The sequence below is a fragment of the Pseudomonas sp. TWR1-1-3 genome, from assembly GCF_049896805.1.
GTDB lineage: Bacteria > Pseudomonadota > Gammaproteobacteria > Pseudomonadales > Pseudomonadaceae > Aquipseudomonas > Aquipseudomonas bubulae.
The window spans coordinates 928,260-952,605 of record NZ_JAFCUZ010000002.1; the positions used below are offsets into that span (position 1 = coordinate 928,260).

General features: G+C 59.3%; 24 protein-coding genes. 9 read left to right on the forward strand and 15 right to left on the reverse strand.

Features of this window, described 5'->3' with window-relative positions:
- Nucleotides 1–69: 69 nt before the first annotated feature.
- The 4 genes from ACP7BE_RS11770 to quiC all read right to left on the reverse strand — a co-directional run bounded on the left by ACP7BE_RS11770 (nucleotide 70) and on the right by quiC (nucleotide 4,423).
- On the reverse strand, nucleotides 70–1,068 hold the full coding sequence (locus tag ACP7BE_RS11770) for a FecR family protein (protein WP_426105922.1): 999 nt from the start codon (nucleotides 1,066–1,068) through the stop codon (nucleotides 70–72).
- Between the two features lie 89 nt (nucleotides 1,069–1,157).
- On the reverse strand, nucleotides 1,158–1,664 hold the full coding sequence (locus tag ACP7BE_RS11775) for an RNA polymerase sigma factor (protein ID WP_094999382.1): 507 nt from the start codon (nucleotides 1,662–1,664) through the stop codon (nucleotides 1,158–1,160).
- A gap of 103 nt (nucleotides 1,665–1,767) precedes the next feature.
- Nucleotides 1,768–2,445 carry a TetR/AcrR family transcriptional regulator gene (locus tag ACP7BE_RS11780; RefSeq protein WP_095021298.1) on the reverse strand — a complete coding sequence of 226 codons (678 nt, stop codon included), beginning with the start codon at nucleotides 2,443–2,445 and terminating at the stop codon, nucleotides 1,768–1,770.
- A gap of 67 nt (nucleotides 2,446–2,512) precedes the next feature.
- Nucleotides 2,513–4,423 carry a 3-dehydroshikimate dehydratase QuiC gene (gene quiC, locus ACP7BE_RS11785; protein WP_095023436.1) on the reverse strand — a complete coding sequence of 637 codons (1,911 nt, stop codon included), beginning with the start codon at nucleotides 4,421–4,423 and terminating at the stop codon, nucleotides 2,513–2,515.
- Nucleotides 4,424–4,667: 244 nt separating this feature from the next.
- On the opposite strand from quiC, the gene ACP7BE_RS11790 reads away from it, so the two are divergent.
- Nucleotides 4,668–5,996: an MFS transporter gene (locus ACP7BE_RS11790; protein ID WP_094999385.1), complete on the forward strand. Its 1,329-nt coding sequence runs from the start codon at nucleotides 4,668–4,670 to the stop codon at nucleotides 5,994–5,996.
- 23 nt (nucleotides 5,997–6,019) lie between these two features.
- Entirely contained in the window at nucleotides 6,020–6,904 is an 885-nt protein-coding gene (locus tag ACP7BE_RS11795; protein WP_083369763.1) for a DMT family transporter, read from the forward strand.
- A 65-nt stretch (nucleotides 6,905–6,969) separates the two neighbouring features.
- Here ACP7BE_RS11795 and pcaG read toward each other — a convergent pair whose 3' ends face one another.
- The 3 genes from pcaG to pcaQ all read right to left on the reverse strand — a co-directional run bounded on the left by pcaG (nucleotide 6,970) and on the right by pcaQ (nucleotide 9,334).
- Complete coding sequence (pcaG, locus tag ACP7BE_RS11800) at nucleotides 6,970–7,575, reverse strand: protocatechuate 3,4-dioxygenase subunit alpha (RefSeq protein WP_426105926.1); 606 nt, start codon at nucleotides 7,573–7,575, stop codon at nucleotides 6,970–6,972.
- 11 nt (nucleotides 7,576–7,586) lie between these two features.
- Nucleotides 7,587–8,306 (reverse strand): protocatechuate 3,4-dioxygenase subunit beta, encoded by a 720-nt coding sequence (gene pcaH / locus ACP7BE_RS11805; RefSeq protein ID WP_094999388.1) that lies wholly within the window; start codon nucleotides 8,304–8,306, stop codon nucleotides 7,587–7,589.
- Between the two features lie 98 nt (nucleotides 8,307–8,404).
- Complete coding sequence (gene pcaQ / locus ACP7BE_RS11810) at nucleotides 8,405–9,334, reverse strand: pca operon transcription factor PcaQ (protein ID WP_094999389.1); 930 nt, start codon at nucleotides 9,332–9,334, stop codon at nucleotides 8,405–8,407.
- Between the two features lie 201 nt (nucleotides 9,335–9,535).
- Here pcaQ and ypfJ point away from each other — a divergent pair, with 201 nt between their 5' ends.
- The gene (ypfJ, locus tag ACP7BE_RS11815; RefSeq protein WP_094999390.1) at nucleotides 9,536–10,429 is read left to right on the forward strand and encodes a KPN_02809 family neutral zinc metallopeptidase; all 894 of its coding nucleotides are present in this window, start codon (nucleotides 9,536–9,538) and stop codon (nucleotides 10,427–10,429) included.
- On the forward strand, nucleotides 10,430–11,416 hold the full coding sequence (locus ACP7BE_RS11820; RefSeq protein ID WP_095021301.1) for an alpha/beta fold hydrolase: 987 nt from the start codon (nucleotides 10,430–10,432) through the stop codon (nucleotides 11,414–11,416). It begins immediately after the preceding gene.
- Nucleotides 11,417–11,582: 166 nt separating this feature from the next.
- Here ACP7BE_RS11820 and ACP7BE_RS11825 read toward each other — a convergent pair whose 3' ends face one another.
- The 3 genes from ACP7BE_RS11825 to ACP7BE_RS11835 all read right to left on the reverse strand — a co-directional run bounded on the left by ACP7BE_RS11825 (nucleotide 11,583) and on the right by ACP7BE_RS11835 (nucleotide 13,694).
- On the reverse strand, nucleotides 11,583–12,173 hold the full coding sequence (locus tag ACP7BE_RS11825) for an HAD family hydrolase (RefSeq protein WP_095018403.1): 591 nt from the start codon (nucleotides 12,171–12,173) through the stop codon (nucleotides 11,583–11,585).
- Nucleotides 12,170–13,039 carry an acyl-CoA thioesterase II gene (gene tesB, locus ACP7BE_RS11830; RefSeq protein WP_094999393.1) on the reverse strand — a complete coding sequence of 290 codons (870 nt, stop codon included), beginning with the start codon at nucleotides 13,037–13,039 and terminating at the stop codon, nucleotides 12,170–12,172. The genes ACP7BE_RS11825 and tesB overlap by 4 nt, the downstream gene beginning before the upstream one ends.
- A gap of 85 nt (nucleotides 13,040–13,124) precedes the next feature.
- Nucleotides 13,125–13,694: a GNAT family N-acetyltransferase gene (locus tag ACP7BE_RS11835; RefSeq protein ID WP_095031771.1), complete on the reverse strand. Its 570-nt coding sequence runs from the start codon at nucleotides 13,692–13,694 to the stop codon at nucleotides 13,125–13,127.
- Between the two features lie 91 nt (nucleotides 13,695–13,785).
- Between ACP7BE_RS11835 and ACP7BE_RS11840 the strand changes: the two genes are divergently transcribed.
- Together ACP7BE_RS11840 and ACP7BE_RS11845 are read left to right on the forward strand one after the other, a co-directional pair.
- Nucleotides 13,786–14,706: a histone deacetylase family protein gene (locus ACP7BE_RS11840; protein ID WP_095018406.1), complete on the forward strand. Its 921-nt coding sequence runs from the start codon at nucleotides 13,786–13,788 to the stop codon at nucleotides 14,704–14,706.
- 223 nt (nucleotides 14,707–14,929) lie between these two features.
- Complete coding sequence (locus tag ACP7BE_RS11845; protein ID WP_426105931.1) at nucleotides 14,930–16,171, forward strand: TIGR03862 family flavoprotein; 1,242 nt, start codon at nucleotides 14,930–14,932, stop codon at nucleotides 16,169–16,171.
- A gap of 86 nt (nucleotides 16,172–16,257) precedes the next feature.
- On the opposite strand, the gene ACP7BE_RS11850 is transcribed toward ACP7BE_RS11845, so the two are convergent.
- From ACP7BE_RS11850 to ACP7BE_RS11870, 5 genes are all read right to left on the reverse strand, one after another.
- Nucleotides 16,258–17,595 carry a DEAD/DEAH box helicase gene (locus ACP7BE_RS11850; RefSeq protein WP_094999397.1) on the reverse strand — a complete coding sequence of 446 codons (1,338 nt, stop codon included), beginning with the start codon at nucleotides 17,593–17,595 and terminating at the stop codon, nucleotides 16,258–16,260.
- A gap of 67 nt (nucleotides 17,596–17,662) precedes the next feature.
- Nucleotides 17,663–18,553: a drug/metabolite exporter YedA gene (gene yedA / locus ACP7BE_RS11855; RefSeq protein ID WP_094999398.1), complete on the reverse strand. Its 891-nt coding sequence runs from the start codon at nucleotides 18,551–18,553 to the stop codon at nucleotides 17,663–17,665.
- A gap of 143 nt (nucleotides 18,554–18,696) precedes the next feature.
- The gene (locus ACP7BE_RS11860) at nucleotides 18,697–19,308 is read right to left on the reverse strand and encodes a 3'-5' exonuclease (protein ID WP_095018408.1); all 612 of its coding nucleotides are present in this window, start codon (nucleotides 19,306–19,308) and stop codon (nucleotides 18,697–18,699) included.
- 28 nt (nucleotides 19,309–19,336) lie between these two features.
- Entirely contained in the window at nucleotides 19,337–19,813 is a 477-nt protein-coding gene (locus ACP7BE_RS11865; protein ID WP_094999400.1) for an NYN domain-containing protein, read from the reverse strand.
- 124 nt (nucleotides 19,814–19,937) lie between these two features.
- On the reverse strand, nucleotides 19,938–20,606 hold the full coding sequence (locus tag ACP7BE_RS11870; protein WP_094999401.1) for a DUF2076 domain-containing protein: 669 nt from the start codon (nucleotides 20,604–20,606) through the stop codon (nucleotides 19,938–19,940).
- Between the two features lie 175 nt (nucleotides 20,607–20,781).
- Between ACP7BE_RS11870 and ACP7BE_RS11875 the strand changes: the two genes are divergently transcribed.
- The 3 genes from ACP7BE_RS11875 to ACP7BE_RS11885 all read left to right on the forward strand — a co-directional run bounded on the left by ACP7BE_RS11875 (nucleotide 20,782) and on the right by ACP7BE_RS11885 (nucleotide 24,244).
- Nucleotides 20,782–21,441, forward strand: coding sequence for a YciC family protein (locus ACP7BE_RS11875; RefSeq protein ID WP_094999402.1), 660 nt, complete (start codon nucleotides 20,782–20,784; stop codon nucleotides 21,439–21,441).
- Between the two features lie 91 nt (nucleotides 21,442–21,532).
- Nucleotides 21,533–22,615: an endonuclease/exonuclease/phosphatase family protein gene (locus tag ACP7BE_RS11880; protein ID WP_426105936.1), complete on the forward strand. Its 1,083-nt coding sequence runs from the start codon at nucleotides 21,533–21,535 to the stop codon at nucleotides 22,613–22,615.
- 183 nt (nucleotides 22,616–22,798) lie between these two features.
- Nucleotides 22,799–24,244, forward strand: a complete 1,446-nt coding sequence (locus ACP7BE_RS11885) for an aldehyde dehydrogenase family protein (protein WP_426105938.1) — start codon at nucleotides 22,799–22,801, stop codon at nucleotides 24,242–24,244.
- The last annotated feature ends 102 nt before the right edge of the window (nucleotides 24,245–24,346 follow it).

The window sequence follows — 24,346 nt, forward strand, 5'->3', positions numbered from 1 at the left end:
GATGGGGGAAAAGTCAGTAAAGGTTTTTGCGATTAATTTTCAAAAAGCGCTGCAGAGCTTTGTGGTGGCTCAATACACCAGGCTCACGCCCGCCAGTTCGACGCGCTGCACCTGCAACTCCTGGGTGAGGGTGTGCAGGGCGCTGTCGAGCATTTCGAGGCGGAATACGCCGCTGACCTGTCGACTGGCCAGGGCCGGGTTGGCCAAGATGATCTGGCCGGGGCGATAGCGGTTGAGCTGCTCGATCACATGGCCCAATGGCTGGCGGTCAAATACCAGCACACCACGGCGCCAGCTGGTGGCTGCGCTCAAGTCGAAACCGGGCAGTTTTTCTACACCCTGCGCTGCGCTGTAGCGGGCGCTCTGGCCCTCCTCAAGGGTTTGCTGCGCTGCGCCTTGGGCCGGCGGCGCTTGCAGGCTCACGGCAACGCTGTGTTGCAGCACGCCGACCCACGCCTGATCGCGGCTTTCGCGGCCCACCACAAATTGCGTGCCCAGCGCTCGGGTGCGCCCGCCCGCACTTTGCACCACAAAAGGCCGGGTTTCGGCTTCGCCCATGGGCGCCACGTCAAACACCGCCGAACCCGCCAGCAGGCTGATACGCCGCTCGCCAGTGTCGTAGTCGATGCTGATGGCACTGGAGGCATCCAGCTGTACCGAGCTGCCGTCGTCGAGCTGAACCGTGCGGATTTCTCCCGCACCTGTGCGGTAGTCGGCCTGCATCTGCATCAGTATCGTCGGGCCGCTAAACCAGCCAACTGCGACTACCAACGACAGCACTGCCGCACGTCCGGCCCAGCGCAACGGCCGTCGACGTCGGCTCACCGGCGCGGGTCGGGCTTCTGCTGGTCGCTGGCGATGGGCTACAGGCCGCGGCTCCAGCGCCAAATCCCCCAGCGCTGCCCAGGTCTGCTCGGCAAAGCGCAAGGCCTCTGGATGGCGCTTATCGGCCGCCAGCCACTGCTCCAGTTGCGCCTGCGCCTCCTCGCTCAACGCACCCGCGTGCAGACGCACCGCCCACTCGGCGGCCGCTTCAGTAATGCTCTGCTGTTCGGGGCCTTGGCTCATCAGGTGTGAATCTCTATTTCTCGTTATATATAAGCAGTGACGTCTCGCCGGCTAAAACTCAGTAAGCCGTTCATCCACATATTTGAAAGTTATTTCTCGGGCTCTTGTAGACGCTGCATGACGTAAGCCAAAGCTTTCGACAGATGCTTCTGCACTGAGCTGTCGGAAATTTCAAGATGGCGCGCAACTTGAGCATGGGTCATGCCCTCGATGCGGTTGAGACGGAAGATTTCCTGAGTCCTTTCGGGCAACTCGGACAATGCCTGCTTTAGAGCCATGCGCTGTTGTTCAGCCATCGCCTGGGCCTCCAGCCCTGCCATTTCGTCTTCGATTTCGGCCAGTGCTTCATGGGCGACCGTATCGGTCTTGCGCCGGGTTTCCTGGCGGATATGATCGACCAGCAGGTTGCCAGCAATGCGATAGAGGTAACCGGGGGAGTTGTCGATGTGCTCTTTGCGGCCACGCTCGGCCATGCGCAGAAAACTTTCCTGCACCAGGTCCGCGGCCAGCTGTGGGTCTCGTACCTTGCGCGCCAGATACCCGCGCAGGGTACTGGCATGCTTGAGGAACAAGCCCTTGAGATCCGTATCCAACAAACCGACTCCCTGAGCATGAAGGAAAGGGGCCGCTATCTTACTTTTTGTCGAGAATGATTTTCAATTGGTATTGTGTTTCATTAGTACAAAGTGTGCCGCCTGTTCACGCCTGCAAATAGCGCAATACGGCATCACACATCATGTCGCGCTGACGCTGCTTGACCTGCAGATCAGAGAAGTCGACCTGGAAAATTTCACCCAGGGTGTAGCGATTTGATACGCGGTAAAAACAGAATGAGCTGACCAGCAAATGCACATCCAGCGGGTTGAGCCCGGCACGGAACACCCGTTGTTCAACGCCGCGCTGCAGGATGTTTTCAAGTGCCTGCACGATCGTGTCGTTCATGGCCTTGATGCCTTCGGAGCGCTTGATGTATTCACCCTTGTGGATATTTTCGATGCTGACGATACGCACAAAATCCGCATTCATGTCGTGGTGGTCGAAGGTGAACTCCACCAGTCGTTGAATCGCCAGAACCGGCTCAAGCTGATCCAGATTCAAGCAGCTTTCGATGCTGCGGATTTCGCCGTACAACTTCTCCAGCACCTCGACGTAGAGTTGCTCCTTGCTGGTGAAGTAGTAATAGATCATGCGCTTGGAGGTTTTAGTGCGCTCGGCAATCGCATCCACCCGCGCCCCCGCCAGGCCTTGTTCGACAAACTCGACAATGGCTTCTTGCAGGATATTTTCCCGGGTCTTTTCAGGGTTGTTCTTACGGCTTTTGCGCGGTTCGACTACCGGTGCCGTGGCGCCGGTATCGACTTCTGGAGTATTGGTCATTTAAGGCTCACGGCCAGGTTGGAGTGCCCGGGATTATGGGGCGCCCCGCCCCATGAAGGAAGTCGCCCTACAACTTTGCCTGACGCACCGCACCACTGCGTGACTTGGCCATCGCCGCCAGGCGCACCGCAACGTTCGCCGCGCCATACCCGGCATAGCCATTTTTGCGTTGCAGCAACTCGAAGAAAAACCGTCCTTCAAACGCCTCGGTGTACACATGAAACAGCTCGCCACCCTGGGCATCGCGGTCATACAGCACGTTGAAATAGGCCAGTTTGCTCAGGAATTCGTCATCAAAATCAAAGCGTGCAGCCAGGTCGTCGTAATAATTGAGCGGGATATCCAGCAGCGGCACGCCTGCGGCTTTGGCGCGACTGACTTCGGCGAACAGGTCGTCACACTCAAAGGCTATATGGTGCACACCCGAGCCGCGATAACTCGACAGAGCATGTGAGATGGCGGTGTTTCTGTTCTCGGAGATATTCAGCGGCAAGCGAATCGAGCTGCAACGACTACGCAGCGCGCGGCTCTTTACCAGACCATAGGGGTCGGGGAGCACCACTTCGTCATCGGCTTCGAAATCCAGCAGGCTCTTATAGAACAGTACCCAGCTGTCGAGGCTGTCGGCGGGTAATGCCATCGCCATATGATCGATGCGTTTAAGGCCGCCCTGGGGTGATGGGGCTGACGTGAGGTTGAAGTCAGATTCATACAACGGCTTGCCGGTAGCGTCTTTGTCCACCAGATAAATCAGGCTGCCATCGGGCGCACGCACTGCCGCCAGCTCCAGTTCGTTAGGGCCGACCAGCCCGCGATAAGGCTGCCCCTTGTAGGCCACGGCACGGGCCAGTGCGCTGGCACTGTCTTGCACCCGAATGGCAGTGGCACATAAAGACGGACCGTGGGCTTCAAAAAAGTTATGGGCAAAAGAATAGGGTTCGGCGTTGAGGATCAGGTTGATATCACCCTGGCGCAGCAAGCTCACATTTTTTGAGCGGTGCTGCCCGGCCTTGCTGAAACCCAGGCGCTCAAGCCAGTGGGTCAGTTGCGCGCCCTGGCTTTCATCCACGGCAAATTCGAGAAACTCGATGCCGTCGTACGTGCTGGCAGCGGGCGGGGCGAACAATGGCTCCAGGGTAGCGATCGGGGGATTTTGCAGGGCAAGCCGCTCGCGGGTTTTCTCTTCCAGATACAGCAAAGAACGCAAGCCATCGGCCGCATTGGCGCGGGGCGGAGCGGCGCGAAAACCGTCGTTGAAGATCTCCAGCGACAGCGGCCCGGTGTAGCCACTTTGTATGATCGGTGCCAGGAAGCCTGGCAGATCGAACTCGCCCTGCCCCGGGAAACAGCGGAAGTGACGGCTCCACTCCAGCACATCCATCGCCAGAATCGGGGCGTCTGCCATCTGTACAAAGAAGATTTTGTCACCGGGAATCTGCGCAATGCCACTCGGGTCACCCTTGAGGGACAGGGTGTGGAAGCTGTCGAGCAATACGCCGAGGTTGGGGTGATCGACCTCGCGCACCAGGTCCCAGACCTGTTGCCAGGTGTTTACGTGACGGCCCCAGGCCAGGGCTTCGTAACCAATACGCAGATTGCGCGCCCCGGCGCGCTCGGCGAGCAGGCTCAGGTCATCGAGCAGAATCTGCCGGTCACCCACCGAATCCGTTGCGGCATTGCTGCACACCAGCACCAGATCGGTGCCCAGCTCCTGCATCAGGTCAAACTTGCGTTCGGCGCGGTCGAGGTTGCGGGCCAAACGGTCGCGGCGGCAGCCTTCAAAATCACGAAACGGCTGAAACAGGCTTATTTCCAACCCCAGATCGGTACATATCTGACGCACCTCTCGGGGGCTGCCGTCATAATACAGCAGGTCGTTTTCAAAAATTTCGACCCCGTCAAAACCTGCCGCCGCAATGGCATCGAGCTTCTCCGGCAGGGTGCCGCTCAAGGAAACCGTGGCGATCGAACGCTTCATTTATAACTCCCAGGATTGGCGCAGCCTGCAGGCGACGGCATTTCTTAATGGCTTGATTATTAAGGGCGCCCTATTATTGAGCAACCAATCTGTACCAACCGGTTAGTTTTGCGTGCGATTATCGAACAATATGGCCTATCTTGAATTGACGACTTTTTGTCCACTCGCCACCATCAAGCCCGTACTCCCTGCGTCACTTGTTGTGCAACACCACATAAAAATTCCAAGAAACGGGTAAACATCCATGGTCCCTTCTCCGACTGCACGCACCACTTCTGCCCATGCTCCAAACGCAGGAATCGGTGACAAGATTCGCGGCACCCTGGCGACTGGCAAAACCCGTTGGGGCATGCTCGCACTGGTGTTTTTCGCCACCACCCTCAACTTTATCGACCGTGCTGCCCTGGGCGTAATGCAACCGATCCTGGCCAAGGAGATGAGCTGGACGGCGATGGATTACGCCAACATCAACTTCTGGTTTCAGGTGGGCTACGCCATCGGCTTCGTGCTGCAAGGCCGACTGATCGACCGTGTCGGGGTCAAGCGCGTGTTCTTCTGCGCCGTGTTGCTGTGGAGCCTGGCCACCGGCGCCCATGGCCTGGCCACTTCGGCGGTGGGCTTTATGATCTGCCGCTTTATTTTAGGCATCACTGAAGCCGCCAATTACCCGGCCTGCGTAAAAACCACGCGCCTGTGGTTCCCGGCCAGCGAGCGCGCCGTGGCCAGCGGCATCTTCAACGCCGGCACCAACGTAGGCGCCATGTTCACGCCGATGATGTTGCCGCTGGTACTGCATGTGTGGGGCTGGCAGGCGGCCTTTTTGTGCATGGCAGCCTTGGGCGGTATCTGGCTGATCTTCTGGGGTTTGAAGTACTACAACCCGGAAGAGCACCCGACCGTCACCAAGGCCGAGCTGGACTACATCCAACAAGAGAAAGAGCCTGAGCAAACCACCGTCTCGTTCGGCACCATCCTCAAGATGCGCGGCACATGGGCATTCGCCTTGTCCTACGCCATGACGGCACCGGTGTTCTGGTTCTACCTGTACTGGCTGCCGCCGTTCCTGAACCAGCAATACAACCTGGGCATCAGCGTGACGCAAATGGGCATCCCGCTGATCATCATCTACATCACTGCCGATTTCGGCAGTGTGGGCGGCGGGATCCTGTCATCGGTTCTGATCAAACGCGGCATGGCGGCAGTCAAGGCGCGCCTGGTGTCGATGCTGTTGTGTGCCATCAGCATCATCGGCGTGGTCATGGCCGCAGGCTCCAGCCAGCTGTGGGTCGCCGTGGGCGCCATTGCCCTGGCCCTGGGTGCGCACCAGGCCTGGACGGCCAACGTGTGGAGCATGGTGATGGACTACACGCCCAAACATATGATGGGCACCGTGTTCGGCTTTGGCGGCATGTGCGCTGCGATCGGCGGGATGTTTATGACCCAGTTCGTGGGCTATGTGCTGACGGTCACCAACAATAATTACACCTTGCTGTTCACCATGATTCCAGCGATGTACTTCATTGCGTTAGTGTGGATGTACTTCATGGCACCGCGAAAAATCCCGCAGGTTTAGCGCATAGAACACCGAGGTATTCGATGACATTACCCACACCCCTTTCGGGGGTGAACCAACCCTTGAAGGGCATCTTGCTGATTGTGACGGCCACAGCGCTGTTCTCCAGCCATGATGCGCTGTCCAAGTACCTCAGTGGTTTTTACCCGGTGGTGATGGTGGTGTGGGCACGTTACCTGGTGCATACCGTATTGATGGCAGGGATCTTTCTGCCGCAGTCGGGGTTGCGTGTACTGCGCAGCAAACGGCCTTTGCTTCAGGTGTTGCGGGCTATCTGCCTGCTGGGCTCGGGCCTGTTCTTCACCTATGGCTTGCTGTTTATCCCGCTGGCTGAAAATACCGCGGTCAACTTTCTGGCACCGCTGCTGGTGGCGGCCTTGTCCGGGCCGCTGCTGGGCGAGACGGTCACGCGCGGGCAATGGTTGGCGGTGGTGTGCGGCTTTATCGGCGTGGTCATCATCATCCACCCGGGTGGCGAACTGTTTACCCCAGCGGTGTTACTGCCGATGGCGGCGGCGTTGTGCTTTAGCTGCTATCAAATCCTCACGCGCAAACTCAGCGCGTACGACAGCCCTACCACCAGCAACTTTTTTGCCGGGCTGTTCAATGTGCTGGTGATGAGTGCGCTGGTGCCTTTTTTCTGGCAAACGCCAACCCTGACCCACGGCCTGCAAATGCTGGCATTGGGCAGCCTGGGCATGACTGCGCACTTGCTGCTGACCCAATCGTTTCGCGTTGCCGCACCGGCATTGCTGGCGCCATTCAGTTACTGCCAGATCGTATTCTCGGGGATATTGGGCTGGTTGCTATTTGACCACACACCAGATCTGGCCAGCCGGGTCGGTATTGCGATTATCTGTGCCAGCGGGTTGGCGGCGGCGTGGCAGCAAAGACGCGGCCGCACATAACTCCCGTAGCAGCTGCCGAAGGAACGAGGCAGCTGCTACAGATTTTGCATTTGCCTCATATCCTTTTAAAAGTCGAAGAACACCGTCTCGCCTTCGCCCTGAATGCGGATGTCAAACCGATAGGCCGTTTTGCCATTTACTTCGCAACGCTGGGCGATCAGGGTTTCACGCCGTTGCGGCTGTTCGATCAGGTTAAGCACCGGGCACTTGGCATTGGCTTCTGGCTCATCGCTAAAGTACAGCCGCGTCTGCAAATGGATGTTGATACCCCGGGCAAACAGCGACACGTTGATATGCGGCGCCATCGGCACGCCAGCTGCGTTGCTCACCACGCCCGGCTTGATGGTATTGAGTGTCCACTCACCCGCATCGAAGGTGGTGGCGGTGCGACCAAAGCTGTTGAAGGCTTTTTCCGAGTCGAAGTTTTCGTCATAGACCCCTTTATGGTCGGCTTGCCAAAGCTCCAGAAAAGAGTCGCGCACCAGGTGGCCATTACCGTCATAAACGTTGCCAAACAGCACAATATGCTCGCCCGCAGCATCGGGTCTGGCCATTTCGCTCCAGATTTCCTCTGGACGCGACGGGTTGCCGGCCGCAGCCAGCGCCAGGCCGATATGCACGTAGGGGCCAGCAGTTTGCGATGGGGTTTCCGGTAGCAGTTCGATAGGCATGACGGGGCTCCTCAGCAGTTTTCGAAGTGAGTCTGGCGCTGACCGCGCAGCACAATGTCAAAACGATAGGCCAGACAATCCATCGGATTGGCCGCGCCCATGTCCAACCGGGCAATCAGGCTCTGCACGGCATCGGCGTTGGTAATCGATTTGACGATCGGGCACATGGGGATCATCGGATCACCTTCGAAGTACAGCTGGGTAATCAGGCGCGTGGCAATCGAGGGGCCACTGATGGAAACGTGGATATGCGCCGGGCGCCAGTCGTTTGGCCCGTTGCGCCACGGGTAGGGCCCTGGCTTGACAGTGCGAAAGCTGTAATAACCTTCACTGTCGGTCAAGGTGCGGCCTACGCCGCCGAAGTTTGGGTCCAGCGGCGCCAGGTAGCGGTCGTTCTTGTGACGATACCGACCGCCTGCGTTGGCCTGCCAGATTTCCACCAAGGTATGAGGAATCGGCTTGCCATATTGATCGCGCACGCGACCTGCCAGGATGATTCGCTCGCCTATCGGCAAACCACCATTATTGAAATTCAGCAGCAAGTCGTTGTCGAACTTGCCTAACTTAAGGTGGGAAAAGTCAGGCCCGCTGGTCTCACTCACCGATTGCGGGATGCTCACCAGCGCCTGACGCGGGGAACGGGCAATGGAAGTCTTGTAGTCAGGGGTCAGAGCTTTGGGGTGCCAGTTGCGGTCACGGATGATAAAGCGCCGGCTGTCTGCATCAGACATGTCGATCTCCTGTTGTTTTTATAAAGGCTGGGCGCCAGTTTTAACCAACAGGGGCGTAACGACTATTGAAAAGGCCAGGCCAATCCATAACCAAATGGTTATGGATAAATGCCTTCGCCGTAAGCTTGGCCCAATTCACGCAAAACCTCGACACACCCTTGCGCTGCCACCGACATCGGCACATGGGCGTTGCTGCAAATACCGATCGAACCGCCCGGCTCACGCTGGCCCAGGTCGATTTCTTGCAGCTCGCCACTGGCCAGGTCCAGGCGCACGGCATCCAGCGGGGCGATCCACACCGCATCGTTGCGCAGCACATAACGCCGGCTGAGGGTGATCGACAGGGTTTCCAGGCGCTGGCGGGACTGGCTGATGCCGCACTGCACAAACAGGCTGTCGGCAAAGGTGCGAATGGTGGTGTTGGCCAATGGCAAAACCAGCGGGTAGTTTTCCAGCTGGCTGCGGTCCAGCGGTCCCCGGATCAAGGGGTGATCTGCGCGCACCACCAGGGTCATGGATTCGCTGTAGAGATGCTCAAAATTCATACCCTGAATTTCCGGGCTATCGGTCATGCGCCCCACTACCAAATCGACATCGCCTACCCGTAACTGCGATAACAGATAGGCGCTGGGCCCGGTCACGACGCTCACCACCAGCGACGAATGCCTGGCGTGCAGGCGCTGCACCAACTCGGGTATCAGCAGGCTTTCTACCGTCGACAACACCCCCAGACGCACCGTACCGCCCACGTATTCGCCACCCCGCAGAGCATTCACACCTTCCCGCAAGGCCTGCACCGAAGGTGTCGCATAACGCAGAAAGGCCACCCCGGCCTCGGTCAGGGTGACCCCGCTTTTACTGCGTACAAACAGGCTGACCGTCAGTAACTCCTCAAGCTCCTTGAGGGTTTTTGACATCGCTGGCTGGCTTACCGCCAGCACATCCGCCGCCCGCGCCAGGCTGCCCTGGCGCGCCATCTCCAAAAAGCATACGAGGTGGCGGTACTTGATACGGGTATCGATATTCACAGGGCTAACAACTCCGGGGCGGGGATTGGCGTGGCGTATTCAACCACTTCAGCCCGATGCCCGGAACTGTATTAAGGCGTTCAGGTCTTTTTAGGGCAATGCCATACTCGCCCCCCACCCAAGAAACGTCTGACAGCCGGGCTGGCATTGTCCCGACTCAGCAACAACACTTGAACACACGATTTATCAGAGGACTCCCCCATGCTTTGGAAAAAAGGTCGACGTAGCGATAATGTCGAAGACGTACGCGATCAAGGCACCGGTGGTGGTGGCGGGATGCGGTTTGGCGGCGGCAAAGGTCTGAGTTTGATGGCCGTGGTGGTGATTGTTGGCATCGGTTTGTTGACCGGGCAGGACCCCATGCAGATCCTCGGACAGTTAAGCGGCCAGCTCACCGAACAGTCTTCGCCTCAGGTCACCCAGCCAGCCGGTCGCGCACCGGCGGCCAATGACGAGCAGGCCGATTTTGTACGGGCGATTCTGGGTGACACAGAGGACACCTGGCGCCAAGTGTTTCAGCAAGCCGGACGCAGCTATAAAGACCCGACCCTGGTGCTGTTTCGCGGCCAGATCAATTCGGCCTGCGGCTTTGCAACAGCTGCCAGCGGGCCGTTTTATTGCCCGGCCGACCAGAAGGTCTATCTGGATATGAGTTTCTTCCAGGAAATGGCCCAACGCTTCAAGGCTGCTGGCGATTTTGCCCAGGCTTATGTGATCGCTCACGAAGTTGGCCATCATGTGCAGACCTTGCTGGGTGTGTCGTCGAAAATGCAGATGGCCCGTCAACAAGGCAAGCGTATGGAAGGCGATGGTGGCTTGCTGGTGCGCCAGGAGTTGCAGGCCGATTGTCTGGCCGGGGTGTGGGCCAACCTTGCGCAAAAACGTCACAATTGGCTGGAAGCAGGCGATATAGAATCGGCCTTGAACGCCGCCAATGCCATTGGCGATGATCGCTTGCAGCAGCAAAGCCAGGGCCGTGTGATGCCGGACTCTTTTACCCACGGCACATCGGCACAACGGGTGAAGTGGTTCAAGACCGGTTTTGCCCAAGGCAATATCAACCAGTGCGATACCTTCTCGGCAGCGAGGCTTTAAATGGGAATACGCTCTATCGCTTCATTAATGGGCCTGATGCTGGCCTGCTCTGTGGTTCAAGCAGCCGAGCACGGAGTTAAAGAACTCAGCCCCGAACATCTCAAGATCGGCCCCGGCGAGTTGAGTGTCGGGGTGAGTCAGGACTGGAAACAGCCACTGCCTCAGGTGCAACGCGCACTGATCGTGATTCATGGTCGTCTGCGCAACGCCCAGACGTATTTACACAGCGCCGAGCAAGCCGCGACGCAGGCCGGGCAGCTGTCCACAACCCTGGTCATTGCACCGCAGTTCCTCAATGAAAGCGATGGCTCCCGCCATACCTTGCCCGACAATGTGCTGCGCTGGCATGCCAATGAATGGATGGCCGGTGCCCCTGCTGTGAGCCCCCAGGCACTGAGTTCCTACGCGGCACTGGATCAGATCCTTGAGCGTCTTGATGACCGCAAGCGCTTCCCGGCCTTGCGCGAGGTGGTGATTGCCGGGCACTCCGGCGGCGCCCAAGTGGTGCAGCGCTATGCCCTGACCACCCAGGCCGACAAGGCCTTGCAGGCAGACGGGATCAAGGTGCGCTATGTAGTGGCCAACCCGTCTTCTTATGCCTACTTCAATGCACAGCGACCGATTCCGACCTTTGATGCTGCAAACTGCCCGGGCTTCAATACCTGGAAATACGGGCTCAAGGATCTGCCAGCCTACGCAGATGGGCAAAAACACCGACAGTTGGAACAGGCCTATATAGAGCGCGACATTACCTATCTGCTAGGCGCCAAGGACATCGACCCCAACCACCCGGCGCTTGATAAAGGCTGCGAAGCCGAGGCCCAGGGGGCGTTCAGGCTGGTAAGGGGCAAGAACTACTTTGAGTATTTGACCCAGCGCCATCCACAAGGGCTCAATCAACGGTTGATTGAAGTGCCCGGGGTGGGGCACAACGGCGATCAGATGTTTACCTCGCCTGAAGGTCAGAAGGCGTTGTTTGGCGAGTAAGAGCACCCTGTGTAGCAGCTGCCGAAGGAACGAGGCTGCGTTCGATTGCAAAGCGATCGTGAAGTCTGAGTGCACGGTTTAACTGACTCTCCGCGCTGCCTGGATTTACGACGGCTTCGCCGTCGAACGCAGCCTCGTTCCTTCGGCAGCTGCTACGCGTATTTCGTTAACCGAGCAACCGGCGCAGCGCGTAGCAGTCTTTGGCATGCCAGTCGGTCAGTTCCGGCCACGGGTTTTCAGGAACATTGACCAGTACGGTTTTGCTGCCTGCCGCGCGGCCGCACGCCAGGTCAAAGTAGTAATCCCCCACCATTACCATGTTCGCCGCTGCTACATCCCATGCCCGCGCCAGTTGCAGCAGGCCGTCCGGGTCGGGTTTGTGCGCCGCGTTGTCCCGGCCCAGTACATCCTCGGGCGCAAAGCATTCGCCCAGGCCAATGGCCTTGAGGGTGATATGCGCCAGTTCCTGGGCATTTCGGGTCAGTATCCCCAGACGACAGCCACGAGCCGCCAGGTCGCGCACCAGCTCAACCGCGCCCGGCGCGGCGGTGGAGGCCTGTGCCAGCTCGCGTTCATGCTCCAGCAGCCAGGCGTGTTTGGCCGCCGCCACCTCGGTGGGCAGGCCGTTGAGATGAGTGAGAATATCGGCATCCGCCGGGATCTCCAGCTCACGGCGGATCAGGGCAAAGTCATGCACGGCAACAGTCAGGGTGCCGTCCATGTCGAAAACCCAGTGTTTGACGTCCTTGAGTGTCATGCCCAGTCCTTGCGATGGCGGATCAACCCTTCCTGCGTGACCGAAGCCACCAGTTGGCCAGCGCGGTTGTAGACACTGCCACGGGAGAATCCACGGGAATTGCCCGCCCATGGACTGTCCATGGCGTAGAGCAACCAGTCATCGGCACGCAGGTCGGCATGGAACCACAGTGCGTGATCAAGGCTGGCGACCTGCATATCGTTTTGCCATACCCCTTTGCCATGGGGCAGCAAGGACGTGGTCAACAAGCCGAAGTCCGAGGCGTAGGCCAGCAGGTACTTATGCAGCGCCGGGGTATCGGGCAAGGTGCCGTCGGCGCGAAACCACACGTACTTGATCGGATCCGTGACCTTGGGATTGAACGGGTCTTCTCCTACCACCGGGCGGAACTCGATAGGCTTGGCGCACAGCAGTTTTTCCCGCATCGACTCGGGGATCAGGTGCGCACGCAGGCGCATCATGTCCAGTTCCGAGGGCAGATTCTCAGGGCCCACAACGTCGGGCATAGTCGTCTGATGTTCAAAACCGCCTTCGTCGTACTGAAACGAGGCGCTGCTGGTAAAAATCGGCTGGCCCTTCTGGATCGCGGTCACCCGGCGCGTGCTGAAGCTGCCGCCGTCCCGCACGCGATCAACCTGATACACCACGGGCAAACCGGCATCACCAGGGCGCAGGAAATAGCCGTGCATGGAATGCACATGGCGGGCGTCTTCAACCGTCTGGCTCATGGCCGACAGCGATTGACCGAGCACCTGACCACCGAACAACTGGCGAAAGCCCAAGTCCTGACTGCTGCCGCGAAAGAGGTTCTCTTCGATCGGTTCCAGGGTCAGCAAATTGACCAGATCATCCAACACTTGGCTCATTCAGATTCTCCTCACACAGAGCATTACCGTCGTAATCTTCGTTACGCAGGTCAAAATTTTCGGCTTGCGCCGCTAAACACACCGCCTAGCCGTGCAGGGTTTCCAGCCACTGTGCCCGCGTGATCCGGTACAGCACATGGGGTCTGAGCGGGTCGCCTGCGGGCAGCAAGGGGTGTTCAAAATCACCGTCGACATCGTGCTGCATGCCAATCGCCTGCATGACTTTTTGCGAGGGCAGGTTCAGCTCGCTGGTAAACGACACCACCTGGTCCAGGGCCAGGCGATCAAAGGCGCAGCGCAACGCGGCCCAGGCCGCCTCACTGGCGTAACCCAGGCCCCAGTGTTCGGGAGCCAGACGCCAGGCGATTTCTACGGCAGGGGTAAACGGCGCCTCGAACGACACATTCATCAGCCCGGTAAAGCCGATAAAGGCACCGGTGTCCTTGCGCTCCAATGCCCATACCCCGTAGCCATATTCGGCAAAGTGACCACGAACCCGGCCAATCAGCGCGGCGCTTTCAAGGCGGCTCAGGGGCGCCGGAAAATAGCGCATCACCTGAGGGTCGGCGCACATGGCAGCGAACTCGGGCAAGTCTGTGTCACGCCAGGGGCGCAAGTGCAAACGGGCACTTTCGAGCTCTTTGATCTGCTCCATCCGTCCTCTCCGATTTGTTACCGGGCTTTACATATGATGAGAGTGTACAGCGCTGGTAATATCCAGCGCTCGTTACGACGCGAAAATCCCTATGCCAGTGCCGCTGATTTACCACGATGACTACAGCCCGCAGTTCCCAGCGGAGCATCGTTTTCCTATGGATAAGTTCCGCCTGTTACGCGATCACCTGGTCGACTCCGGGCTGACCCTTGATGCAGAGCTGCTGCGTCCCGAATTATGCCCTGTGGATATCCTCGCCCTGGCCCATGACCGCAGCTATATCGAGCGCTATATGGCAGGCGAGCTGGCCCGCGAAGATCAACGCCGCCTGGGCCTGCCCTGGAGCGAGGCACTGGCGCGACGTACCGTTCGCGCCGTGGGCGGATCTCTGCTGGCCGCCGAGCAGGCGCTTGAGCACGGCCTGGCCTGCCATCTGGCGGGCGGCACTCATCACGCGCACTACGATCACCCGGCGGGTTTTTGCATCTTCAACGATCTGGCGATCATCAGCCGCTATATGCTGGAAAGCGGCCGGGTAAACCGCGTACTGATTTTTGACTGCGATGTGCATCAGGGCGACGGTACTGCGCGAATTCTTGAACATACGCCGGATGCCATTACCGTTTCCCTGCACTGCGAAAAAAACTTTCCGGCACGCAAGGCGCAAAGCGACTGGGACATCGGCCTGCCTATGGGTATGGGCGATGCTGAATATTTGCAAGTGGTGGACGAGGCGCTCAATTACCTGCTGCCGTTGTATCAACCGGATCTGGTGCTGTATGACGCCGGGGTCGATGTGCATAAAGACGACGCCCTGGGCTATTTGAAGCTCACCGATGAAGGTGTGGCGGCCCGTGACGAGAGCGTGATGCGCCACTGCCTGGGTCGCGACATACCGGTGGTCGGGGTGATTGGCGGCGGATACAGCAAGGATCGCAAGGCCCTGGCGCGCCGCCACGGGATATTGCATCACAGTGCACAGAAGGTCTGGCTGTCATCAGGTTGTCACTGAGGTGTGATTTTACCCACAATGCCTGTGGAACTGCCTGTGGATAACCTGAGTGAAAGCGCCTGCAGGGCACAGAGAACATGGCCTCCAGAAGGCTGTATGTTTTTCGTACAGCCATCGCTATCTCTGTAGCAGCTGCCGAGGGACGAAGGCTGCTGCTACAGGGGATCTGCTCCGCCCAGTCAGGTAGAATGCCCGGCCTATTTCGCCGATTTGCAGCCCTGCCATGACTGAACCCTCCACACTCCCTTCCCGTCACGTCGCCATTATTGGCGGTGGCCCCGCCGGTTTGATGGCCGCCGAAGTGTTGAGTCAGGCTGGGGTGAAGGTCGATCTCTACGATGGCATGCCGTCGGTGGGCCGCAAGTTTCTGCTGGCCGGGGTCGGCGGCATGAATATCACCCATTCCGAAGCCTACCCGGCTTTCCTGTCGCGCTACGCCGAACGCGCACCGCAGATGGCACCGTTGCTGCGCGCCTTCGATGCCGATGCGTTGTGCCAGTGGATTCATGAGTTGGGGATCGAAACCTTTGTCGGCAGTTCCGGCCGGGTGTTCCCCACCGATATGAAAGCCGCGCCGCTGCTGCGCGCATGGCTCAAGCGCCTGCGCGAGTCCGGTGTAGTTATCCACACCCGCCACCGCTGGCTGGGTTGGCAGGCCGATGGCCAGTTGCTGGTGGACAGTCCCGAAGGCCAAAAGCAGCTCAACCCCGACGCGGTGCTGCTGGCCCTGGGCGGTGGCAGTTGGGCGCGACTGGGCTCGGACGGTGCCTGGATGCCCTTGCTGGCTGAGCGCGGCGTTGACCTGGCCCCCTTGCAGCCGAGCAATTGCGGGTTTGATGTGGCGGGCTGGAGCGAGGTGCTGCGCAGCAAGTTCGCCGGCGCCCCGCTGAAAAACATCGCCATTGCCCTGGAACACAGCACGCCGCGCTTGGGCGAATGCGTGATTACCGCCACAGGCATTGAAGGCAGCTTGATTTACGCCTGGTCGGCGCCGATCCGTGAAGCGATCAATCAACAGGGTGAAGCGACGATCCTGATCGACCTGCTGCCGGGCAAGCCTGTGGATAAAATCCAGGCAGCCTTGGCCAAACCCCGCGGCTCACGTTCGATGAGCAAGCATTTGCACAGCCAGCTGGGGATTGATGGGGTAAAAGCGGCGCTGTTGCGCGAGCTGGCGCCTGCAGAATGCTTCAATGACCCGGCGCAACTGGCTCAGGCCATCAAGGCGCTACCGTTGAAGCTGATAAAAGCCCGCCCCTTGGACGAAGCCATCAGCAGCGCCGGTGGCGTGCGGTTCGAGGCTGTGGATGAAAATCTGATGCTCAGGCAATTACCCGGCGTGTTCTGTGCAGGCGAGATGCTGGATTGGGAAGCACCCACCGGCGGCTACCTGCTCACGGCCTGTTTTGCCAGTGGTCGTGCCGCAGGGTTAGGGGTATTAAGCTGGTTGAAGGCTAAACGCTGACCGTCCCTGTGGGAGCGAGCCTGCTCGCGAAGGCCGTTCGCGAGCAGGCTCGCTCCCACAGTTGGAGTTTTTAGCCTCGACCGGGCTTACGGCTTGCGCTTGCGCGGGCCGGTGTTGAATACAGGCACTTTGCGCACCGGCTTTACCGATGGCTCGGCGGGTGCTGCTTCGCCGCTATCCACCCATTTGCCCAGATTGCGCTTGCCGCCACCGCCCGAGGTTTTAGGTTTTTTCGGCTTCTTCGGCTTTTTGATCACCTGCCCCGAAGCATCAGTTTCAGGCACTCGGTGCTCAGGCTCGAAATCCTGCTCTTCGTGGCGTGGCAACGTCTGACGGGTCAACATCTCGATCGCCGACAGCATGTTCACTTCATCAGCACAGACCAGCGAAATGGCTTCGCCCTTCTGACCGGCACGACCGGTGCGACCAATACGGTGAATATAGTCTTCGGCCACGATGGGCAGGTCGAAGTTGACCACCAGCGGCAGGTCTTCGATGTCCAGGCCACGGGCAGCCACATCGGTAGCCACCAGAATCTGCACTTCGCTGGCCTTGAAGCGGTCCAGCGCCCGTTGGCGCGTGGCCTGTGGCTTGTCGCCATGAATACCGTCAGCGTTGATCCCCAGACCTTGCAGCTTGCCTACCAATTCGTCGACACCGTTGCGGGTCTTGGCGAACACCAGGACCTGCTTCCAGTGCTGGGTGCGCAACAAGTGCAAAAACAGCTCGGCCTTGCGCTTTTTGTCGACCGGGATGACCCACTGCTTGACGCTGCTGGCCGCCACGTTGCGCGGGCTGACTTCGATGCTCAGCGGGTTGTCGAGCATCTGCTCGGCCAACAGGCGGATCGCGTCAGAAAAGGTCGCCGAGAACAGCAGGGTCTGACGCTTTTTCGGCAAGGCGCGGTAGATATCACGCAGTTCTTCGGAGAAGCCCAGGTCGAGCATGCGGTCAGCTTCGTCGAGGATCAGGGTTTGCAGCTGGTTGAACTTGATCGCTTTCTGGCGATAGAGGTCCAGCAGACGGCCCGGTGTGGCCACCAGTACATCAACGCCTTTGCGCATTTTCATCATTTGCGGGTTGATGCTGACACCGCCGTACACCGCGTAGGTGCTCAACGGCAGGTGTTCGGCGTACTGGCGAATGCTTTCGTGAACCTGTTCGGCCAGTTCGCGGGTCGGCACCAGCACCAGTGCACGCACCGAGTTGCTGGCCACTTTCGGGCCTTCCATGGTCAGCGACTGCAGCAACGGTAAAGCGAAACCGCCAGTTTTGCCGGTACCGGTCTGGGCCGCAGCCATCAGGTCGCGACCAGCCAGTACTGCGGGAATCGCTTGGGCCTGAACCGGGGTTGGGGTCTTGTAGCCGAGCGTCTCAAGGGCGCGCAGCAGGGGTTCGATCAGGCCAAGGGTGGCGAATGTCATGGGGATACCGTCGAAAAAGGTCAGCGCGTGGGTGCATAAGTTGCAATGGCGCGCAGTTTACCCTAATTCAGGCCGGTTTCTGCTTGCGCCACTGTGGCAAACCGATCAACACCACCGCGCTGATGATGACCGCCATGGCCAGGCACTCCTCAAAACCGATGCTCTCGCCGGCAAAGGCAATCCCCAGCATGACCGCCACCGCCGGATTGACGTAGGCATAGCTGGTGGCCGCCGCCGGACGCACATTCTTAAGCAGGTACATATAGGCGCTGAAGGCGATGATCGAGCCGAAGAACACCAGATACAGCAGCGCACCCCAGCCTGCAGCGGTGGGCATTTGAGTCATGCGCTCGCCACTGAGCAGGCTGCCCGCCAGCAATACGGCACCGGCGGTGAGCATTTCCGCAGCGCTGGCCATTGGCCCGGCTGGCAGTGGCAAGTGGCGGCTCCACACCGAACCAAAGGCCCAGGCCGCGGCGGCAAAGATCACCATCGCCGCGCCCATTGGACTGGCCTGCAGGTTGGAGCCCAGGTTGAGCATGCCGATGCCGATCAGCCCCAGGACAATCCCGGCCCATTCCAGGCGGGTGTTGCGGTTGCCCCAGAAGTAACCAAACAGCAGGGTGAACAGGGGCACGGTGGCTACGGCCAGGGCGGCGACGCCGGAAGCTACGCCCGAGTGTTCGGCCAGGGTCACACCGCCGTTGCCGCACGCCAGCAACAGAAAGCCGATCATGGCTGCCGAACGCCATTGCACGGCAGTGGGTGCGGGGGCACCGCGCCAGCGCATAAAGCCATACATCAGGCTGCCCGCAATCAGGAAGCGCACACCAGCCATCATCAACGGCGGCCAGGACTCAATACCGATGCGGATAGCCAGATAAGTCGAGCCCCAAATGATGTACAAGGCAAAAAAAGCACCGATCAGTTGTAGCGGAAAACGACGTGCGGCAGGCATGAAGGCAGCTCAAGGGCAGAGGCAGGGGACTGGAGAGTTTAGACAGGGCGCCGGGAAATAATAAGTAACAGAACGCACCAAAAGGGGCCGTACACTTTTCGATGGAGATCAAATAGCCCTCTCCCAAAGGGAGAGGGTCGCTTTTAAAACCCGCGATACCGCTTGAGATGCTCATTGATCTTCGCCGCCGGGACTTTCTGCAAGCTGCACAACAGGTCGTGGTTCAATTCACGTAACCCGTGCTTCTGGCGCAGTTGCTCAGCCAGGTGAGCCGTCAAGTTGGCCGCCATTTCCGCATCGGCCATGGCCCGGTGAGCTTTGCCGGTGTGGGGCAAGTCGGCAAAGGTGGTCAGCGTGCCCAGCTTGTGGTTAGGCGCCGCAGGCATCAGGCGACGCGCCAGCAACAATGAACAGGCGAAGTTCTGTAAACGGGTGCGCTTGATGCGGCCCATTTCAAAATCCCAGAACTTTTGGTCAAACGCAGCATTGTGCGCCAGCAACGGGGTAATGCCGACGAACTCGTTGACCTCGTTCATCACCTGCTCAGCCGACGGCGCGGTGCGCAACATGGCGTTGCTGATGCCGGTCAACTGCTCGATAAACCCAGGCACCCGCACACCGGCATTCATCAGGCTTTGATAACGCTCGACAATGCGACCGCGCTCAAGAATCACCACGGCAATTTCAGTGGCCCGGCAGGTGCTGCTCGGGGAGATGCCGGTGGTCTCAAAGTCAATTACCGCGATGCGTTCCAAACCTGGTCAATCCTGTAAAAAATAAGGGTTACTTAAGCAGCAAATTGCCTTCAATCGGCACATAGCGGCTGGCAGCGCGAATCAATGAATTGGCCGTCAGACCGGGCACACCGTAGGCCACGGTTTCAACCCCATGCTTGCTGGCAATACGCTCCAGGAGCAGGTCAAAATCACCGTCACCCGAGGCCAGTACCACTTCGTCGACATTGGCTGCCGAGTCCATGATATCGATGGTAATGCCCACATCCCAGTCGCCCTTGGCCGAGCCATCGCTGCGCTGGATATAGGGTTTAAGTTTTACGATAAAACCGAGGTTGCGCAGGATCTGCTGAAACTGCTGCTGCTTGCTGTCACCCCGGTCAATCGCATAGGCATAGGCTTCGACAATTTCACCGCGCTTGCTGATATCAGCCCACAGGGCGGCGTAATTGAAATGGCAGCCATAGGCCTGGCGAACCGTGTAATAAAGGTTCTGCACATCCGCGAAGACCGCAATTTTTTTCACCGGCAAACCTCATGGCGCCCGGGCAGCGGGCACGCGACTGAAAAACAAGGCTGCAGTATGCCAGCCTGCCGGGGGTTTGCGCGGATAAACCGCCCGGCGTGCAATAAGGCACCGGGCGATGAAGTCAAACGTAGGAGTCGTCGTCAGAAAAGAAGCCGTCATCGTCCAGGCCGACGTCTTCAATTCCCGAGCCGCTATTGGCGTACTGCTGGTTGCCGCTGCCCCAGCCAGCGTCGCTGACAGAACCTGGTTGTTCGATGATCTCCTCGACAATCTGCGGCTGCTGATTGTGGTGGAACAGGCTACTGATGCCTTGCGCCAGCATCACGCCGCCCGCCACACCCGCTGCCGTTTTCAGGGCTCCGCCCAAAAAGCCGCTGCCCAATGCTGGGGCCGGCGCCGCTGCTGCTGGTTGAGGGGCCACGACAGGAGCCGCTGCCGGGCCATCACGCCAGCCCCCGGTGCCCGACGTTGGGCCGGGCGTGGGGGCCGATACCCGATCGCCACCGCCAAAAAGTCCCGACAGAAAGCTCCCCCCAGATGGCGCAGGTGCCGCAGCAGCCTTCGCCTGAGCCAGTTCTGCCTGCAATTGCTTGTTCTGCTGGTCGAGTTGCTTGAGCGCAGCCTCTTGCACCAGCAGCGCCTGAGCCATGTAGTACGTTGCCGCAGGCTGACGCGCCAGATGTTCATTGATCCGCGCCTGGGCCTGGGCATCGCGCGGGGCTGATCCTGCCTCGGCCTGCTGCAACCGTGTAAACAACCCGTCAATCAGGCTTTGCTCTTCGCTGTTCATGACAACCTCTTTCGATTGCAGATAGAAACCTGCCCCTTGCATTACGCAGAAGCTCAAACGCGTTATTGGGGCACTACAACCCGTTTCAACAGCATCAGGCCTGCGTGAACTTTTGTTCATCTTGGCGTCTCATCGGTTAAAGTGACGCACCGCTCTTGACTGCTGACAACTGCCAATGAATCCGCTGACTGTTCTTCGCGACTCCCTGTACTTCTTCCAGCGCAATCTGAGCCAGATCGTGACGCTGTGCCTGCCGCTGGTCATCCTTGAAGCTGTACTGCAGCACATTGTCGACAACGCCGCAGGCCCGGATGCATCGCCCGGTTATGGCCTGGTTGTCGGACTGCTGCTGTACCCTCTGTACACCGCCGCCCTGATCCTGTTTCTCGATGCCCGCAGCCAGGGCGAAAGCCCGCGCAACCGCGACCTGCTGGCCTCGGCGGTTAATCTTTGGCCCAAATTCGCCCTGCTCTCGGCAATCAGCACGCTGCTGATCGTGCTGGGGCTGTCGATGTTTTTTATTCCGGGCATTTTCCTCACCGTGGTACTGGCCTTCTCCGAGTACCGACTGGTATTGCGTGGTGATGCTCCGCTGGCGGCCATGAAGTCGAGCTTCACCCTGACCCGCGGGCATTTCTGGCGGATTTTCGTTTGCATACTGGCCGTACTGGGCCCGCTGATGTTGCTCAAGGAATTCAGTTACACCCTGTTTTCCAAGGACGACAACACACTGCTATCGCTGGCACTCGATAGCGCCAACAGCTTCTTGCAGTTGTTTGTTTCCGTCGTACTGTTTCGTTTATTTATGTTGATCAGCGAAAAGTCAGAACTATAAAAACAGAAATTTCCTACACAAAGAACCTTGGAAGGCCGCACTGCCGTCGGGTATGTTCGAGCCTTCCCTGTAACGTTATTAAGTCGAGCTCATGTCACGTTTATTACGCCGCACCGCATCAGGTTTGCTGCTGATCTCAGCGCTGCTGGCATGTCTGGTTTATAGCGTTACATGGCGGCCCGGTGCCCGCGAGGTGCTGCCCCTGACGTGCCCTGGCACCGCCCCGGTGCTGGTGCCAGGCCAGGCGCTCAAGGTAATGACGTGGAACATCCAGTACCTGGCCGGCAAGCGCTATGTGTTCTGGTACAACCTGGCTGACGGCAGCGGCCCTGACACCCGCCCCACCCGGGAAGACATGGCCTTCAGCCTTGATGAGGTAGCGCGGGTCATACGTGACGAACGCCCGGATCTCGTGCTGTTGCAGGAAGTCGATGACAACGCCAAGGCCAGCGATTACCAGAACCAGCTGGCCCTGCTGCAAGAACGCCTGATCGACCTCTACCCCTGCAGCACCCAGGCCTTTACCTGGAAGGCCGACTTTGTGCCCGACTGGCATATTTTCGGCAGTGTCGGACGCTCTCTGGTCACCCTCAGCCGCTTCCAGATCGAACACGCAGAACGTCTGCAATTGCCCCTGGCCGATACCAACTTTCTCAGCCGTCAGTTCCAGCCAAGGCCCGCGCTGCTGGTCAACTACCTGCCGCTCAATGATGGCGGGCAACTGGCAGCAATCAATACACAACTGGATGCGCCCTCCGCCAACAACAGCAACCTGCGCCTGCAAATGCAGACTGTCGCCGAACTGGCCGACAAGCTGGAAGGCCAGGGCACGCCGTGGTTGATCGGCGGGGACTTCAACCTGCTGCCCATCGGCCAGTACTTGCGCCTGCCCGAGCCATTGCGCCAGGGCTACTCGCAAGACAGCGAGTTGCACCTGCTCTGGGAAAAGTACCCGATGATCCCCAGCAACCCTGAAGCTACCGGCATCGACTGCGAACTGTGGCTGACCCACTTTCCCAATCTCCCCGACGCGGACGAGCCCGACCGTACGCTCGACTACCTCTTCCACAGCCCCAAGCTGCAGCGCATCGAAGGCTATGTGCGCCAGGAAGACACCCAGACCATCTCCGACCACCTGCCGGTGCTGGCCCGATTGCTGCTGCCTGCAGACTGACCCTGTGGGAGCGAGCCTGCTCGCGAATACAGTCTTCGCGAGCAGGCTCGCTCCCACAGTTGAAACCCAATCAGACGGTTCCCTCCCTCGCTCAGTTTCGCCGCGCCGATTGTTTTTGCCTGAAGTCGTACGATGACGTATAACTACAGGAAATCGATGCCTGTCCACGTGTGGAGAAATTTGATGACTGGTTCAAAGCGTTTCGACAATTACATCGGTGGCGAGTGGGTAACAGCCACTGAATACAGCACCAATATCAACCCCTCCGACCTGAGCGATGTGATTGGCGAATATGCCAAGGCTGACGTCGCCCAGGTCCAGACTGCCATTGATGCGGCACGGGCTGCGTTCCCTGCCTGGTCGACCTCCGGCATCCAGGCGCGCAGCGATGCGCTGGACAAGGTCGGCAGCGAAATCCTCGCCCGCAAGCAAGAACTGGGCACACTGCTGGCTCGCGAAGAAGGCAAGACCCTGCCCGAAGCCATCGGTGAAGTGAGCCGTGCCGGCAATATCTTCAAGTTTTTCGCCGGTGAATGCCTGCGCCTGTCGGGCGATTACCTGCCCTCGGTACGCCCGGGCGTGCATGTGGAGGTCACCCGTGAAGCCCTGGGCGTGGTTGGCCTGATCACGCCATGGAACTTCCCCATCGCCATCCCCGCCTGGAAGATCGCCCCGGCCCTGGCCTATGGCAACTGTGTAGTGTTCAAGCCGGCCGATATGGTACCGGGTTGCGCCTGGGCACTGGCCGAGATCATTGCTCGCGCAGGCTTCCCGGCAGGCGTGTTCAACCTGGTGATGGGCAGCGGCCGCGTGGTCGGCGACGCTATCGTCAACAGCCCGAAAGTGGACGGTATAAGCTTTACCGGCTCGGTGAGCGTCGGTCGCCAGATCGCCATCAGCTGTGTGTCGCGCCAGGCCAAGGTGCAGCTGGAAATGGGCGGTAAAAACCCACAGGTCATCCTCGACGATGCCGACCTCAAGCAAGCGGTCGAACTGGCGGTGCAGAGTGCGTTTTACTCCACCGGCCAGCGTTGCACCGCCTCCAGCCGCCTGATTGTTACCGCGGGCATCCACGACAAATTCGTCGAGGCGATGGCCGAGCGCATGCGTTCGATCAAGGTCGGGCATGCCTTGCAGGCCGGGATTGATATCGGCCCGGTGGTGTCCCGAGCGCAGCTCGACCAGGATTTGGGTTACATCGACATCGCCCGCAACGAAGGCGCCCGCCTGGTTGCCGGAGGCAGCCTGGTGACCTGCGATACCGAGGGTTATTTCCTGGCCCCGGCCTTGTTTGCCGACAGCACGGCCGACATGCGCATCAGCCGCGAAGAAGTGTTCGGCCCGGTGGCCAATATCATCAAGGTTGCAGACTACGAAGCCGCCCTGGCGATGGCCAATGACACCGAGTTTGGCTTGTCGGCGGGTATTGCCACGACCTCGCTCAAATATGCCAATCACTTCAAGCGTCATTCCCAGGCAGGGATGGTGATGGTCAACCTGCCCACGGCGGGGGTGGATTACCACGTGCCGTTTGGCGGGCGCAAAGGCTCGTCCTATGGCTCGCGCGAGCAGGGCCGCTATGCGCAAGAATTCTACACCGTGGTCAAGACCAGCTATATCGGGTCGTGAAGCTCTACTCACCGCGTTGATGCCATCGCGAGCAAGTCCGCTCCCACAAGAACTGCGCAATTTTTGTGGGAGCGGGCTTGCTCGCGATGCGTACGCCCGGTC